Genomic DNA, 15,612 nt, shown 5'->3' with positions numbered 1-15,612 from the left:
TGAGGGAAACACCATGAACGCAAAAGTCTGGCTGGTCGGCGCGGGGCCGGGTGATCCGGAACTGCTGACCCTCAAAGCGGTGCGCGCCCTGCGCGAGGCCGATGTGGTGCTGATTGATGATCTGGTCAACGACGCGGTGCTGGAACACTGTCCTGACGCCCGCATTATTGCGGTGGGTAAACGCGGTGGATGCCGTTCGACGCCGCAGGCATTTATCCATCGGTTGATGCTGCGCTATGCCCGCCATGGCAAGTGTGTGGTGCGGCTCAAGGGCGGCGATCCGTGCATCTTCGGCCGTGGCGGCGAAGAGGCGCAGTGGCTGCGTGAGCGCGGAGTTGAGGTGGAACTGGTCAATGGCATTACCGCTGGGCTGGCCGGGGCGACGCAGTGCGATATTCCGCTGACGTTACGCGGTGTGGCGCGCGGGGTGACCCTGGTGACTGCACACACCCAGGACGACAGCCAGTTGAACTGGCAGGCGCTGGCACAGGGGGGTACGACGCTGGTGGTTTATATGGGCGTGGCCAAGCTGGGGGAGATTCGCGATCAACTGCTGGCAGGCGGGATGGCGGCGGATACGCCGGTGGCGATGATCGAGAATGCATCGTTGCCAGAGCAGCGCGAATGCCGGAGTGATCTGGCGAGCATGAGTGATGACGCGTGTGCGTTTGGATTGAAAAGCCCGGCGATTCTGGTGATCGGGGCGGTGGCGGCTGTTGTTGAAGAGCAAAAGATCGCAGCCTGCGGCAGCTCCTACTTTGGATCTGCATTGGTCCTGTAGGAGCTGACGCAGGCTGCGACCTTTTAAAGCTGCAAAGCCAAATCGCAGGCAAAGAAAAGCCCGGCCTAAGCCGGGCTTTTCTCAGAGCGGCAGCTAATTACTTAGCTTGAGCTTCAACCTGCGCTTCTACGCGACGGTTTACAGCGCGGCCAGCTTCAGTTTTGTTGTCAGCAACTGGGCGGGATTCGCCGTAGCCAACAGACTGAACGCGGGACGATTCAACACCGTACTGGTTGGTCAGAACTTGCTTAACGGCGTTTGCACGACGCTCGGACAGTTTCTGGTTGTAAGCGTCAGGACCGACGGAGTCAGTGTGACCTTCAACAGTAGTGGTGGTGGATGGGTACTGCTTCATGAAGTCAGCCAGGTTTTTGATGTCGCCGTAGCTGTTTGGCTTCACAACCGACTTGTCGAAGTCGAACTTAACGTCCAGCTCAACACGAACAACTTCAGCAACTGCTGGGCAGCCGTCAGCGTCAACAGTTACGTTGGCTGGGGTGTCCGGGCACTTGTCAACGTTGTCGCAAACGCCATCGTTGTCGCTGTCGGAGCAGACTTCAGCTGGTGCTGGAACTGGAGCAGCAGCAGGCTTGGAGCCGCCACCGAAGTTCACACCGATACCGACGCTAGGAGCCCACTCGGTGTCGCCCTGGTCGATGTTGTACTGAGCTTCAACGCCAGCACGGGCGTAGAAGTTGTCGGTGAAGTACAGCTTGGCACCAGCGCCAACGTTGGCGAAGGTGGAGCGGTCACGACCGCCGGAACCGTTCTGACCGATGCTCTGATCGGAGAAACCAGCCGATACGTATGGACGCAGCATGTCGCCTGGGTTGTTGAAGTGGTACAGAGCGTCCAGAGCGGTGTTAGCGCCCTTGATGTTACGACCGTCGTCGGAACGCACGTTGTGCACTTCGTCGTAGCCCAGACGCAGTTCAACGTCGTCGGTCAGGAAGTAACCGATCGAGCCGCCGAACAGGTTGCCGTTGTTCTTGAAGTTACGAGCGCTGTCGAATTGTTCTTTCTTTGCGAAGCCTTCGATTTCAACTGCGCCTTGGCCTTGTGCCAGAGCGCCGAACGAAGTGGCGGCAATCAGAGAACCAATGGCCAAGCCCAAGGTGTTTTTCAGTTTCATCCGTTAAATCCCCATCTGGTGATTGTGAAGCAGTCCCGCAAACCGGGGGACAACTCGGCGGCAAGTCTATCAGAACTTGCCTACACGTAAGAGATATTTGCGCTGAACTAAGTTTCAGCAATGCCTGCAAATTTCTCACGCAATTTATCTAGAGCACGTTTGTAACGCATTTTTGTCGCACTCAAACCCATGTGCATGATGTCTGCGATCTCCTGAAATTCCAGCTCTGCGACAAATCGAAGCACCAGAATTTCACGGTCAATCGGGTTCACATACACCAGCCAGCGATCAAGCCCGCCCTTCTCCTCGGGTTTCGGCGCCTTTTCTTCGGACGCTTCCTCGAGGGGGTCAAGACTCAATGCGTCCATCAAGCGACGCTTTCGCCGTTCCTTCCGATACTGCGTAATACATTCGTTGTACGTGATGCTGTACAGCCACGTTTTGAACTTCGATTTCCCCTCGAAGTTCTTCAGGCCATACAGCACCTTCAACATGACTTCCTGACAGACATCGTCTGCGTCGCGATCGTTCCCAAGATATCTCGCACAAACGTTAAATAATGTTCGCTGGTAACGCCGCATCAGTTCTTCATAGGCGCGCGTTACGTGAAAAAGCTCGGTATGCGAGCGCGCGACCAACTCCTCATCAGAGAGCTCGCGGGGGTCGTAGCGCGTGGATAGCGTTTGGGCTTTATTCAAAACAAGTCGTGCCGACAGTCAGGTCAATGTCCGCCGCAACCAGCATCAGCTGGCATTTTGCGGCGGCATACATTAGCAGGGTTTGCCGGATTAGCGGCTACTCACATGCTGTTCCAGCAGGATCCGATTGGAAAGAGAGACTAGCTCACCCTCATCGGTCAGCAATGTGGTTTTAACCGTGCCGATCTCCTCGATCTGGCCTTCGACCTCGCCAACACGCACTTGTTGCCCAACCTGATACAACTCACGCACATAGATTCCCGCAAGAATCTGACCGGCAATTTCCCGGCTTCCCAAACCCATGGCCAGCGCAACGGCCAGACCAACGGTAATCAAAACGATGACGATCACATGGTTCAGCAGGTCAGTCTTGACCTCAAGCTGACTGATCGCGACCGAGATGCTGATGATGATCACCAGCCCTTGCGCAATTCGCCCCAGCCCCGAAGCGTAGTCCAGGCCCACGCCTTCTGCCGCCCCGCGCACCAGCCCGTTGGCCAGTTGCGCGAGCAAAACACCTACCAGCAACACCAGCGCCGCGCCGAATACTTTCGGCAAATAGAGCGCCAACATATCCAGCGTAGCCGAAACTCGCTCAAGGCCAAGGGATTCTGCTGCAGAAACCAGGAAAATCAGCAGGACGAACCAATAAACGATCTTGCCGATCAGGGTCGAGATCGGAACTTGCAACCCGGCGCGCGACATCAACTTGGTCAGCCCGGTGCCGCCCATCAGGCGATCAAGACCGAGCTTGGCGAGCAGTTTGGACAGCAGGGTATCGAGCAGCTTGGCCACCACGAAACCCAACAGCAGCACGACCAGTGCGCCGAACAGGTTCGGGATGAAGTTGGCGACTTTGGTCCACAACGCAGTCATTGCCGTGACGAGGCTCTGAGTCCAGAGATCAAGTTCCATATTCAATCAGCCTTATCAGCAGTGCGAGCGGTAGGTTTACGAAGACGGGAAACCGGCGAGACATGCGCCGATCCATTATTCAGGGCGATCATCAGCGCGGGCAGCCAGCGGCCCAGCAGGCTGAACAGATCACCGGCGCCAACCTGGCGGTTGGCGGTTTTGAGTACGCGGCCCAGGCACGCATCGTCGTCGCGGCTGGACGGCGAAGCGTTGAGCATGTCGCGCAAAGACTGTTCAAACGGATCGTGCATACGCACCTCTCGTGATGTCTGTGAAAGACGCGGGCAGATTTGGTCGGGTCACATGCGCCATCTTCATACCCAGCGCAAACGACGGAATAACCACCACTGACCGAAGGCCAGGGCGAGCACCGTCAAACAGGCAATCAGGAAACCATAAGGGCTGCTGGAGAACGGAATTCCGCCGACGTTTATACCCAGCAAACCGGTGATAAAACTCATCGGCAAAAAGATGCAGGTGATGATCCCGAAGCGGTACATCGTGCGATTCATACGCTCGCTCAAGCGCCGGTCTTCGGCCTCCAGCACAAGCCCCACGCGCTCTCGGGTCAATTCGAGCTCTTCGAGATAGCGGGTCAGACTGTTGTTCAGTTCGTTCCAGTAATCGGCATCGTCATCGACAAACCAAGGCAGTTTTATCCGCGTGAGTTGTCCGAAAATATCCCGCTGCGGTGCAAGAAAACGCTTTAGTCCGGCCGCCCGGCGACGGATGTGCAAAATGGCGCCATGCTCGGGAGTATACCGTTCGTCGGCATCCATCTTTTCTTCTTCCTCATCGGCGATTTCCGAGAGGCAAGTGACCAGATCCTGCACCTTGTTGGTGAGGAACTGCGCCAGATAAAGGATCAGTTCGGAGGAGGTTTTCGGGCCGTTGCCGTCGGCCAATTGCGCCAGCAGCTCATCGGTGGCGCGCAACGGGCGCAAACGCAGGGAAATCACCCGTTGGGCAGAAGCGAAAATCCGCACCGAGACCATGTCTTCCGGCTCGGCGCCCGGGTTGAGATTGACCCCGCGCAGAAACAGCAACAGTTCGGCATCCGGCAGCGGCAACAGGCGCGGCCGGGTGTTCTCTTCCAGCAGCAGATCACAGGTGAATTCATTGAGCCCGCTGGATTTGCGCAGCCAGGTCTGGGTCTGCGGATGGCTGCGATCCCAATGCAGCCACAGGCTTTCATGGGCCTGCAGCTGCAAATCGTCGAGCTCAGTCCGGGCTATCGAACGCGCACCGCCTTTTCCGTCCAGCACCAGGGCATGCACTAGCCCCCACTGCGCGTTTTCTTCCTCGAACATCCGCATCCCTTTGTCGAAAAGCTTATTCAGGCATCTTCAGCGGACTCGGCGAGATGATCACGCCGTTGTTGTCCGCATAAATGTAGTGGCCCGGGTGGAACGTCACACCGGCGAAAGTCACCGGGACGTTGAGGTCGCCAATACCACGTTTTTCAGTTTTCATCGGATGGCTGGCCAGCGCCTGCACGCCCAGATCGGTCTGGGCGATGACGTCAACGTCACGGATGCAGCCGTATATCACCAGCCCTTCCCAACCGTTTTTCGCCGCCTTCTCGGCGATCATGTCGCCCAGCAGCGCACGGCGCAGCGAACCGCCGCCATCGACCACCAGCACCTTGCCGCTGCCCTTGAGTTCAGCCTGTTCCTTGACCAGCGAGTTGTCTTCGAAGCATTTGATGGTCACGATTTCGCCGCCGAACGAATCACGGCCGCCGAAATTGCTGAACATCGGTTCCAGCACCTGTACCAGCTCCGGATAGGCGTCGCACAGATCAGGCGTAAGGTAATGGTTCATCGAAAAACTCCTGTAAAAAGGAAAACGATCAAGGATGCTGCGTTCTGAGGAGACGAGTTTCGGTGGTCGTTGTTTACCTTAGTCCATCCCATGGTCGCTGAACGAACCTGAACAAACCCTGAAACGTAATAGCTAAACCGCCACCAAAAATGACCAGATCCGCACATTGCGTCATATCTTAGCCGCAAGCCAACCCGAACGAAATCCCTTCAAGTCCTTCGCACTCACACGGCAGCGGCCAGATCCGGCTTCTCGCCCAACAATGGCGTGTGCTGATCGTTCAACCAAAGCGCCACCAATGGCCAGACCTCGGTCTGCGCCGCTTTGCTCACCAACATCTCGACATGGCCGAAATTATCGTTGAAGCCCTGCTCGCGCCCCAGATTGATGAACTGCTTGTGCTCGGAGCCGATCTGCTCGAACAATTTGCGACAGGCCCAGGCCGGATCCTGATGATCCCCTGCTGCGGTCACCGCCAGCACTGGCACTTGAACATCGGCCAGCCCCGCCCACCAATCCTTGTCCTTGTCGCCAAAACGACCGAACAAGCCGTACCAGCGCATGCTTTCCAGCGCCAGACCGATCGGCTCATCTTCCGGGCCACGCTTGAGACGCGAACCCGACAATTGCGCAAAACGCTTGAGGATAAAGCGCCCGCTCCACTCCACTGGCGGGATTTTCAGCGGCCAGTAGGTGCGGCTGACCTGGGTGCCAAAAAACGCTGCCGACGCTACCGCCGGCTCGCCCAGGTATTCGCCACCGAGCGCCGCCGCCAGGGTGATGCCGCCCAGCGAATGACCAATCCAGTGCGGCACCTGTCCGCTCTGCTCACGCACGAACGCGGCAATCGCCGGCAGGTCGTAGCGGGCATAGTCGGCCACGCGATTGCGCCGGTATTCCTCGTTGCGCTGCGACAGGCCGTGGCCGCGCATCTCCGGAATCCAAACGTCGAACCCCAGGCGCGTCAGATATGCGCCCAAGCCCAGGCCTTTGGGTGAGAACCAGAAGCGCCGATTGGAAAAACTGCCGTGCAGCAGAATCACCGGCACACCGCGAGGCGTCGAGTCATCGGCCATGCCCAAACGGGTCACAGCGATTTCCACGGACCAGTCGGGACTGTTGCCGGGTTTCAAGCGATACACGTCTTCGCTCAGATCACCACGCCGTTCGGCGCTGATCAGGGCGACAGGAAATAAGTTGCTGCTGCTTTGCATAATGCTCTTGCACAAAAAAGGGCGGCATCTACAGGAGCCCGCCCTACTTGAATCTCAAGGCCCGCCCCTGAGAGGGAACGGGCCGTTCACATATTGATCAGGCCTGCGCCTGGCCTTCGGCGAGGAAGAACCAGGTTTCCAGCACGGAGTCCGGGTTCAGCGACACGCTTTCGATGCCCTGCTCCATCAGCCACTTGGCCAGATCCGGGTGGTCCGAAGGACCCTGACCGCAGATACCGATGTACTTGCCGGCCTTGTTGCATGCCGCAATCGCGTTGGCCAACAGCTTCTTGACCGCCGGATTACGCTCGTCGAACAGGTGCGCGATGATACCGGAATCGCGGTCCAGACCCAGGGTCAGCTGAGTCAGGTCGTTGGAACCGATCGAGAAACCGTCGAAGAATTCGAGGAATTCTTCAGCAAGGATCGCGTTGGATGGCAGTTCGCACATCATGATCACGCGCAGACCGTTCTCGCCGCGCTTCAAGCCGTTCTCGGCGAGCAGATCAACAACCTGGCTGGCTTCGCCCAGAGTACGGACAAACGGCACCATGATTTCGACGTTGGTCAGGCCCATCTCGTTGCGCACACGTTTCAGCGCGCGGCATTCGAGTTCGAAGCAGTCACGGAACGATTCGCTGATGTAACGCGAAGCGCCACGGAAGCCCAGCATCGGGTTTTCTTCTTCCGGCTCGTAGAGCTTGCCGCCGATCAGGTTGGCGTATTCGTTGGACTTGAAGTCCGACAGACGCACGATAACTTTCTTCGGTGCAAACGCAGCCGCGAGGGTGCTGATGCCTTCAACCAGTTTCTCGACATAGAAGCCGACCGGATCGTCGTAACCGGCGATACGCTTATCGACGCTGTCCTTGATTTCCTGCGGCAGACCGTCGTAGTTCAACAGCGCTTTCGGGTGGACGCCGATCATGCGGTTGATGATGAATTCCAGACGGGCCAGGCCCACACCGGCGTTCGGCAGTTGCGCGAAGTCGAAGGCGCGGTCCGGGTTGCCGACGTTCATCATGATTTTGAACGGCAGCTCCGGCATGGCGTCGACGGAGTTCTTCTTGATGTCGAAGCCCAGTTCGCCTTCGAAGATGTAACCGGTGTCGCCCTCGGCGCACGAAACGGTCACGCCCTGGCCATCCTTCAGCAGTTGGGTGGCGTTGCCGCAACCGACCACTGCCGGAATACCCAGCTCACGAGCGATGATCGCCGCGTGGCAAGTACGGCCGCCACGGTTGGTGACGATCGCGCTGGCGCGCTTCATGACCGGTTCCCAGTCCGGGTCGGTCATGTCGGAAACCAGTACGTCGCCCGGCTGGACTTTGTCCATCTCGGACACGTCTTTGATGATGCGAACCTTACCGGCGCCGATGCGCTGGCCAATCGCACGACCTTCAACCAGCACGGTGCCGGTTTCTTTCAGCAGGTAACGCTCCATGACGTTGGCCTGGGTGCGGCTTTTCACGGTTTCCGGACGCGCCTGCACGATGTAGAGCTTGCCGTCGTCACCGTCCTTGGCCCACTCGATGTCCATCGGGCAGCCATAGTGCTTCTCGATGATCATCGCTTGTTTGGCCAGCTCGCTGACTTCAGCGTCGGACAGACAGAAACGCGCGCGATCCGCCTTGTCGACGTCAATGGTCTTGACCGAACGACCGGCCTTGGCCTCGTCGCCATAGATCATCTTGATCGCTTTGCTGCCCAGGTTGCGACGCAGGATCGCCGGACGACCGGCCTCCAGCGTGCCCTTGTGCACGTAGAACTCATCCGGGTTGACCGCGCCTTGTACGACGGTTTCGCCCAGGCCGTAGGCGCCGGTGATAAACACCACGTCACGGAAACCGGATTCGGTGTCGAGGGTGAACATCACGCCGGCAGTGCCGGTTTCCGAACGCACCATGCGCTGCACGCCAGCCGACAGGGCGACCAGTTTGTGGTCGAAGCCCTGGTGCACGCGGTAGGAGATCGCACGGTCGTTGAACAGCGACGCGAACACCTCTTTGGCGGCGCGGATAACGTTTTCCACACCACGGATGTTCAGGAAGGTTTCCTGCTGACCGGCGAACGAGGCGTCCGGCAAGTCTTCGGCGGTGGCGGAAGAACGCACGGCCACGGCCACATCAGGATTGCCGGCCGACAGCGCGGCGAACGCGGTGCGGATTTCGGCATTCAGTTTTTCAGGGAATTCGGCTTCCATGATCCATTGACGGATCTGTGCGCCGGTCTTGGCCAGGGCGTTGACATCATCAACGTCGAGCGCGTCGAGGGCCTTGTGGATCTGGTCGTTGAGGCCGCTCAGTTCGAGGAAATCACGATAGGCCTGGGCCGTCGTGGCGAAGCCGCCGGGGACCGAAACACCGGCGCCTGCCAGGTTACTGATCATCTCGCCCAGGGATGCGTTCTTGCCCCCCACATGCTCAACATCGTGTTTGCCGAGCTTATCGAGGGAAACTACGTACTCTACCAAGGTGATCTCTCCACTAACTGTGTTGGAAAAGCTCAGAAACCGGTGGCCCGGGGGAGCCTTGGCCGGTTGTATGGCCTGGACCTGGAAAATAAGTGAGAATGCGGGCCAGTCGCGGCCGACAAATCGCGCCTATCATATCCAGAAATGCTCATTAGCTTAAGGCCCAAGGTGCAAATGAAACGATCTGCTTTCTTCATCTCCGATGGCACCGGCATCACTGCCGAAACCCTGGGTCAAAGCCTTCTGGCGCAGTTCGAAAACATTACCTTCAGCAAATTCACGCGACCGTACATCGACAGCGTTGAAAAAGCGCGGGCCATGGTACAACAAATCAACAAAGCCGCTGAAACCGACGGCTTTCGCCCGATCATCTTCGACACCATTGTCAATCAGGACATCCGTGAGATTCTCGCAACGTCCAATGGTTTCATGATCGACATTTTCTCGACCTTTCTTGCCCCGCTGGAGCAGGAACTGTCCGAGCACTCTTCCTACACCGTCGGCAAGTCGCATTCGATCGGCCACAACTCCAACTACATGGAACGTATCGAGGCGGTTAACTTTGCCCTCGACAACGACGACGGCGCGCGCACGCACTATTACGACAAAGCCGATTTGATACTAGTGGGCGTGTCGCGATGCGGCAAAACGCCGACGTGTCTGTACATGGCCATGCAGTTCGGCATTCGCGCGGCCAACTATCCGCTGACCGAAGACGACATGGAACGCCTGACCCTGCCGACGGCCCTGCGCGCTCATCAGCACAAGCTGTTCGGCCTGACCATCGACCCGGACCGCCTCACCGCAATCCGCAACGAGCGCAAGCCCAACAGCCGTTATTCGAGCTACGCCCAGTGCGAGTTCGAGGTGCGTGAAGTGGAGAATCTGTTCCGTCGCGAGAACATCCCCAACATCAACTCCACGCATTTTTCCGTGGAAGAGATTTCGGCGAAGATTCTGGTGGAGAAAGGTGTGGAGCGGCGGTTCAAATAGGTCTGTATTGCCTGATCTGACGCCTTCGCGAGCAGGCTCGCTCCCACAGGGTTCTCGGGTGTTTGCACATGTTGCATTCACCCCAAACACCTTGCTCGCGAAGAACGATCACACGGTGTCTGTTAATGCCTTGGCCAGAGCTTCAAAACCTGCCAGCAACAACCGATCATTCCCCACCGCATTACACACACTCACCCGAATAAATTGCGGCACTGCTGCGTGCCCCACCGCAAACGCCTCAGCGGTGGCCACCAGATAGTTGTTCTCCTTCAACTCCGCCGCAATCTGCGACGCCCGCCACAGCTCAGGCACCTCCACCCAGAAGTGCGGACTGTAAGGGTGAGTCTTGTAGTTCAAACCCTGCAGCACAGGCGCCACCAACGCTTTGCGCCGAGCGATCTCGCTGATCTGCTCGTCCAGTAAACGCTCGGCCATGCCGCTTTCAATCCACAGGCTCGCGACTTCCATCGATAACGGATTGGCCATCCAGCAGGTCGCGCGGATGCCGGCACTCAAACGCCCGATCAAGGCTTGCGGCGCATGCAGATAACCGACGCGCAATCCCGCCGAAACAGCCTTGCTCAGACTGCCAATCAACACCGATCGCTCCGGCGCAAAATAGCTGAGCGGTAACGGGCGTTGGCGATCCAGAACGGCATGAGCCTCGTCTTCGATAATCAGCAGATTGTGTTGACGACAGAGGTCGGCAATCGCCTCGCGCCGTGGGATCGACATTACAGCGGCCGTAGGATTCTGGATCGTCGGGGTGCAATACACCGCCGAAACCCGATGCTGACGGCAGATATCCTCGAGCGCCGACGGTAAAAGCCCTTCGTCATCCATTGCCGCGCCAATGAGTTTTATCCCGAGCTGGCGTGCGACGCCGATCAATCCCGGGTAGGACAAATGCTCGGTCACAACGGTGTCGCCGGCCTTGAGCAAGCCCATCAATGTGCACAGCAGACCATGCTGACCACCGTTGACGCACAACACCTGATCGGCATGCGGGACATACGCCGCATGCTGCAACCACACCGCCCCCGCCACACGATGCCGCGCCAACCCGGCTTCAGCGGTGTACCCGGTCAACTGTTGCAGCACCCGAGGATCGCTGGCCAGTTCCTGCAGACTCTGGCTCATGAATGCCGCTTCCTGCGCCGGAATAGGCTGGTTGCGGCTCATGTCGAAGCAGGCTGACGGCTCATCGCTGACATTACGAAAGCCTTTGTCCTGCGGCCGTTCCATCCCGCGCTGACACACATAAGTGCCATCTCCGACGCGGGCGACGACCAACCCCACGCGTTCCAATTCGCCATAGGCACGGCTGATCGTACCGATGGTCACTCCGAGACTGTCGGCCAACAACCGGTGCGGCGGCAGTTTGCTACCGGCATCGATTACGCCTTCGTCGATGGCCTGCGCGACGGCATTCGCCAGGCGTTTGTACTTCACGCCCACGCCATTGGCGAGTCCATCACGGAGGATTGACACCATGGCAATACTTACTTTGACAGTCATTCTCGCCCCGAATAGCGTGCTTAAAAAGGTTCAATCAGAAATAGACCGTTTCCGCGATCAGGTCAATTCCACCGTTCGGAGTACGCCACATGTCGACCGCCGTCAGCACACCGATGCACATCAGCAAACCCTGGCTCGCCGGATTGATCACCAGCACGCTGTTTCTCATCGTCTGTTTGAGTTGGGGCACGACGTGGCTGGGGATCAAGATTGCGGTGGAAAGCGTGCCGCCGCTGACGGCCGCCGGGCTGCGTTTTCTGATCGCTTTTCCGCTGTTCCTGAGCTTCGCGCTGTTGCGCAAGGAACCGCTGTTGTTTCCCCGGCAAAGTCGCTGGTTCTTTGTGTTTGTCACGCTGTCGTATTTCAGCCTGCCTTACTACCTGCTCAACTACGGTGAGATGCACGTATCGTCCGGCCTGACAGCCCTGCTGTTCAGTTGCATGCCGGTGTTTATCCTGTTGTTTTCCGCGCTGTTTCTGCGCGAGAGAATCTACCCGTCACAAATGCTCGGCATCGCCATTGGTTTTGGCAGTCTGTTCATGATTATTCGTAGTCAGGGCCTGCATCTGGATCAAGCGGAATGGCTGGGAGTATTGGCGATTCTCTGTGCGGCGGTGATGCATGCGCTGTGTTACGTAGTGACGAAAAAACACGGCAGCGCGATCAGCGTGATCACCTACAACACGTTGCCAATCGGCATTGCCGGGGCGATGTTATTTATTGTCGGATTGAGCGTTGAGACGCCGGTATTCAGCGATGTCAGCGCGCGCTCGTGGGGCGCCCTGCTGTATCTGGGACTGGTGGCATCAGTGGGCGGATTCATCGTTTACTTTTTGCTGCTTAAACGCTTGAGCCCGATCATTCTGTCGTTCGTGTTTATCATTTTCCCGGTATTCGCCGTGATCATCGGCGCCTGGTACGAGGGACAAACCCTGTCCCGGGAGCTGATGATCTATTCGGCGGTTTTGTTGAGCGGGTTTGCGATCACCAAATTGCCCGTGGAAAAGTGGTTCAGATAACGAACATATCCACAAAACGATTGACCGGGGTGGCTTCGAGCTGCGCCGGATCCTTGCACAACGCGAAGATCTCGCTGCTGCGCTGGCCGGTGAAGCGCGTGGCCAGGTTGGCCTTGAACTTGTCTTCGAGTAATGGAATACCCTCGACACGGCGGCGACGATGACCGATCGGGTATTCCACCACGACGTTTTCAGTGCTGCTGCCATCCTTGAAAAACACCTGCACGGCGTTGGCAATCGAGCGCTTGTCGGGCTCCAGATATTCACGGGTGAAACGCGGTTCTTCGACGATGACCATTTTCTCGCGCAGCACATCGATGATCGGATGCGCCCGGTGGAAATCGTCTTCGTACTGCTCGGCGACCAGATTGCCAAAGGCCAGTGGCACGGCGGTCATGTACTGGATGCAGTGGTCACGGTCGGCGGCGTTGGCCAGCGGCCCGACTTTGGAAATGATGCGAATCGCCGATTCGTGGGTGGTGATGACGATCCGGTCGATTTCATGCAGACGATTGCGCACTTGCGGGTGCAACGTCACTGCCGCTTCACAGGCCGTCTGCGCATGAAATTCGGCGGGGAAGCTGATCTTGAACAGCACGTTTTCCATCACGTAACTGCCGAACGGCCGCGAAAAACTGAAAGCACGTTTATCTTCCGGTTTCAGCGCCAGATCGCTGTTGGTATGGCTGAACAGCACGTCATAAAAGCCCCACTGTTTCGCAGTCAGCACGCCGGGAATACCCATCTCGCCGCGCATGGCGATGTCGGCCAGACGCACACCACGACTCGTCGCATCCCCCGCCGCCCAGGATTTTCGTGAACCGGCATTCGGTGCATGACGATAAGTGCGCAGCGCCTGACCATCAGCGAACGCGTGGGACAACGCCGACAGCAATTGCTCGCGATTGGCGCCCATCAGTTTGGCGGTGACAGCGGTTGAAGCGACTTTCACCAGAATGACGTGATCGAGTCCTACACGATTGAAGGAGTTTTCCAGAGCGATCACGCCTTGAATCTCGTGGGCCATGATCATCGCTTCCAGCACATCGCGAATGGTCAGCGGTGCTTCAGCGTTGGCCAGACGCTTCTGCGAAAGATGATCGGCCACAGCGAGAATCCCGCCGAGGTTGTCGGATGGATGACCCCACTCGGCGGCGAGCCAGGTGTCGTTGTAGTCGAGCCAGCGGACGATGCAGCCGATGTCCCACGCGGCCTTGACCGGGTCGAGGCGATAGGAGGTGCCGGGAACGCGTGCGCCGAACGGGACGACGGTGCCTTCGACGATCGGGCCCAGATGCTTGGTGCATTCGGGAAAGCGCAACGCCAGCAGGCCGCAGCCCAGCGTGTCCATCAGGCAGTTGCGGGCGGTGTCGAGGGCTTCGGTGGAGGTGACTTTGAAGGTGAGGACGTAATCGGCGATGTCCTGCAGGACACGGTCGTAGTCGGGGCGGTTGTTCAGGTCGACGTTGGCGCTCATTGCGGTTCTCCTGTGCGGGAATGATGAGTGGGTGCGGTCTTCCTCAGGGCTTGGCTGGGTTGGTCTGGTTGATTGCAGGTCTGGGGTGCCTGCTTGTTCTGGGTTTCTTCAGTGGGTGGCCCCTCACCCTAGCCCTCTCCCGAGGGAGAGGGAACCGATTGGGGGATGCTGTAGAGGTTCACCGACGTGAACGATCTGCGCTGAATCCATAATTGATCTGGTCAATGCACAACTTCACACCTCGATCGGCCCCTGAATCCATAATCGACTCGATCTTTCAGGTCGATGTACAACCCCAGACACCTCGGTCGGCCCCCTCTCCCTTTGGGAGAGTGCTGGGCGGGCGGCGTTCCGATGAGGGTAAAGCTCTCGGATCAGAAGGAGTCTCCTGGGACGCGCACGTAACCCTCCATCAGGACACGCGCACTACGGCTCATGATGGCCTTCTTCACCACCCACTCGCCGTTTTCCAGGCTGGCTTCGGCGCCAACGCGCAACGTCCCGGACGGATGCCCAAAACGCACGGCACTACGTTCAACACCACCGGCCGCGAGGTTTACCAGGGTGCCGGAGATTGCTGCAGCGGTGCCGATGGCCACCGCCGCCGTGCCCATCATCGCGTGATGCAACTTGCCCATCGACAAGGCGCGCACCAGCAAATCCACATCACCGGCGCCAACCGCTTTACCACTGGATGCGACGTAATCCGCAGGCTTGGCAACAAACGCGACTTTCGGCGTGTGCTGACGTTTGGCCGCTTCATCGAGATTCGATATCAGACCCATGCGCAACGCGCCATAAGCCCGAATCGTCTCGAACATCTGCAGCGCTTGCGGATCGCTGTTGATCGCGCTCTGCAACTCGGTACCGGTGTAACCGATGTCTTCAGCATTGACGAAAATCGTCGGGATGCCAGCATTGATCATGGTCGCCTTGAACGTGCCGACACCCGGTACTTCCAGCTCATCGATGAGATTGCCGGTGGGAAACATCGAACCACCGCCGCCCTCTTCTTCCGCTGCCGGGTCGATGAATTCGACTTGCACTTCGGCCGCCGGAAAGGTCACGCCGTCGAGTTCGAAATCACCGGTTTCCTGCACTTCGCCGTTGGTGATCGGCACATGGGCAATAATCGTTTTACCGATGTTGGCCTGCCACACGCGCACCACCGCAACACCGTTGTGCGGAATGCGGCTGGCGTCGACCAGACCGTTGCTGATGGCGAACGAACCGACCGCTGCCGAGAGGTTGCCGCAATTGCCGCTCCAGTCCACGAACGGCTTGTCGATGGAGACCTGACCGAACAGGTAATCGACGTCGTGATCGGCCTTGATGCTTTTCGACAGGATCACGGTTTTGCTGGTGCTGGACGTGGCGCCGCCCATGCCATCAATTTGTTTGTCGTACGGGTCGGGGCTGCCGATCACGCGCAGCAGCAAAGCGTCGCGGGTCGGGCCGGGAATCTGTGCCGCTTCGGGCAGATCCTTGAGGCTGAAGAACACGCCTTTGCTGGTGCCGCCGCGCATGTAGGTCGCAGGGATTTTGATTTGTGGTGCGTGAGCCATGGT

General features: G+C 58.3%; 14 protein-coding genes. 3 read left to right on the top strand and 11 right to left on the bottom strand.

The features are described 5' to 3' along the window. Positions 1-13 precede the first annotated feature (13 nt). Complete coding sequence (gene cobA, locus BMY54_RS10315) at positions 14-781, top strand: uroporphyrinogen-III C-methyltransferase (RefSeq protein WP_093431781.1); 768 nt, start codon at positions 14-16, stop codon at positions 779-781. A 97-nt stretch (positions 782-878) separates the two neighbouring features. Here cobA and BMY54_RS10310 read toward each other — a convergent pair whose 3' ends face one another. The 8 genes from BMY54_RS10310 to ppsA form a co-directional block, all read right to left on the bottom strand. After that, positions 879-1,913: an OmpA family protein gene (locus BMY54_RS10310; protein ID WP_034152869.1), complete on the bottom strand. Its 1,035-nt coding sequence runs from the start codon at positions 1,911-1,913 to the stop codon at positions 879-881. Positions 1,914-2,020: 107 nt separating this feature from the next. Beyond that, positions 2,021-2,611, bottom strand: a complete 591-nt coding sequence (sigX, locus tag BMY54_RS10305) for an RNA polymerase sigma factor SigX (protein ID WP_011333251.1) — start codon at positions 2,609-2,611, stop codon at positions 2,021-2,023. Positions 2,612-2,701: 90 nt separating this feature from the next. Then, on the bottom strand, positions 2,702-3,526 hold the full coding sequence (locus BMY54_RS10300; RefSeq protein WP_007916401.1) for a mechanosensitive ion channel family protein: 825 nt from the start codon (positions 3,524-3,526) through the stop codon (positions 2,702-2,704). A 2-nt stretch (positions 3,527-3,528) separates the two neighbouring features. Further along, positions 3,529-3,777 (bottom strand): hypothetical protein, encoded by a 249-nt coding sequence (locus BMY54_RS10295; RefSeq protein ID WP_008076827.1) that lies wholly within the window; start codon positions 3,775-3,777, stop codon positions 3,529-3,531. Between the two features lie 63 nt (positions 3,778-3,840). After that, positions 3,841-4,836: a zinc transporter ZntB gene (locus BMY54_RS10290; protein ID WP_093431779.1), complete on the bottom strand. Its 996-nt coding sequence runs from the start codon at positions 4,834-4,836 to the stop codon at positions 3,841-3,843. A 22-nt stretch (positions 4,837-4,858) separates the two neighbouring features. Beyond that, a complete protein-coding gene (rraA, locus tag BMY54_RS10285) occupies positions 4,859-5,350 on the bottom strand; it encodes a ribonuclease E activity regulator RraA (protein ID WP_093431777.1) in 492 nt (163 codons plus the stop codon). Positions 5,351-5,574: 224 nt separating this feature from the next. Next, complete coding sequence (locus BMY54_RS10280; protein ID WP_093431775.1) at positions 5,575-6,564, bottom strand: alpha/beta fold hydrolase; 990 nt, start codon at positions 6,562-6,564, stop codon at positions 5,575-5,577. A gap of 97 nt (positions 6,565-6,661) precedes the next feature. Continuing rightward, positions 6,662-9,037, bottom strand: a complete 2,376-nt coding sequence (gene ppsA, locus BMY54_RS10275; RefSeq protein WP_093431773.1) for a phosphoenolpyruvate synthase — start codon at positions 9,035-9,037, stop codon at positions 6,662-6,664. Positions 9,038-9,211: 174 nt separating this feature from the next. Between ppsA and BMY54_RS10270 the strand changes: the two genes are divergently transcribed. Continuing rightward, positions 9,212-10,030: a posphoenolpyruvate synthetase regulatory kinase/phosphorylase PpsR gene (locus BMY54_RS10270; protein WP_093431771.1), complete on the top strand. Its 819-nt coding sequence runs from the start codon at positions 9,212-9,214 to the stop codon at positions 10,028-10,030. A 108-nt stretch (positions 10,031-10,138) separates the two neighbouring features. Here BMY54_RS10270 and BMY54_RS10265 read toward each other — a convergent pair whose 3' ends face one another. Beyond that, on the bottom strand, positions 10,139-11,548 hold the full coding sequence (locus BMY54_RS10265; protein ID WP_093431769.1) for an aminotransferase-like domain-containing protein: 1,410 nt from the start codon (positions 11,546-11,548) through the stop codon (positions 10,139-10,141). A gap of 113 nt (positions 11,549-11,661) precedes the next feature. Here BMY54_RS10265 and BMY54_RS10260 point away from each other — a divergent pair, with 113 nt between their 5' ends. Further along, positions 11,662-12,567 (top strand): DMT family transporter, encoded by a 906-nt coding sequence (locus BMY54_RS10260; RefSeq protein ID WP_175559587.1) that lies wholly within the window; start codon positions 11,662-11,664, stop codon positions 12,565-12,567. Here BMY54_RS10260 and prpD read toward each other — a convergent pair. Both prpD and prpF read right to left on the bottom strand, forming a co-directional pair. Continuing rightward, entirely contained in the window at positions 12,560-14,044 is a 1,485-nt protein-coding gene (gene prpD / locus BMY54_RS10255) for a 2-methylcitrate dehydratase (protein WP_093431765.1), read from the bottom strand. The two genes, BMY54_RS10260 and prpD, sit on opposite strands and share 8 nt — an antisense overlap. A gap of 374 nt (positions 14,045-14,418) precedes the next feature. Then, positions 14,419-15,609, bottom strand: coding sequence for a 2-methylaconitate cis-trans isomerase PrpF (gene prpF / locus BMY54_RS10250; protein WP_093431763.1), 1,191 nt, complete (start codon positions 15,607-15,609; stop codon positions 14,419-14,421). Positions 15,610-15,612 lie beyond the last annotated feature (3 nt).

Origin of the sequence: Pseudomonas sp. ok266, assembly GCF_900110195.1 — a bacterium.
In the GTDB taxonomy this organism is placed as follows: domain Bacteria; phylum Pseudomonadota; class Gammaproteobacteria; order Pseudomonadales; family Pseudomonadaceae; genus Aquipseudomonas; species Aquipseudomonas neuropathica.
Note: the sequence above shows the minus strand (reverse complement) of the source record. Positions and strands in the feature narration are given on the sequence as shown.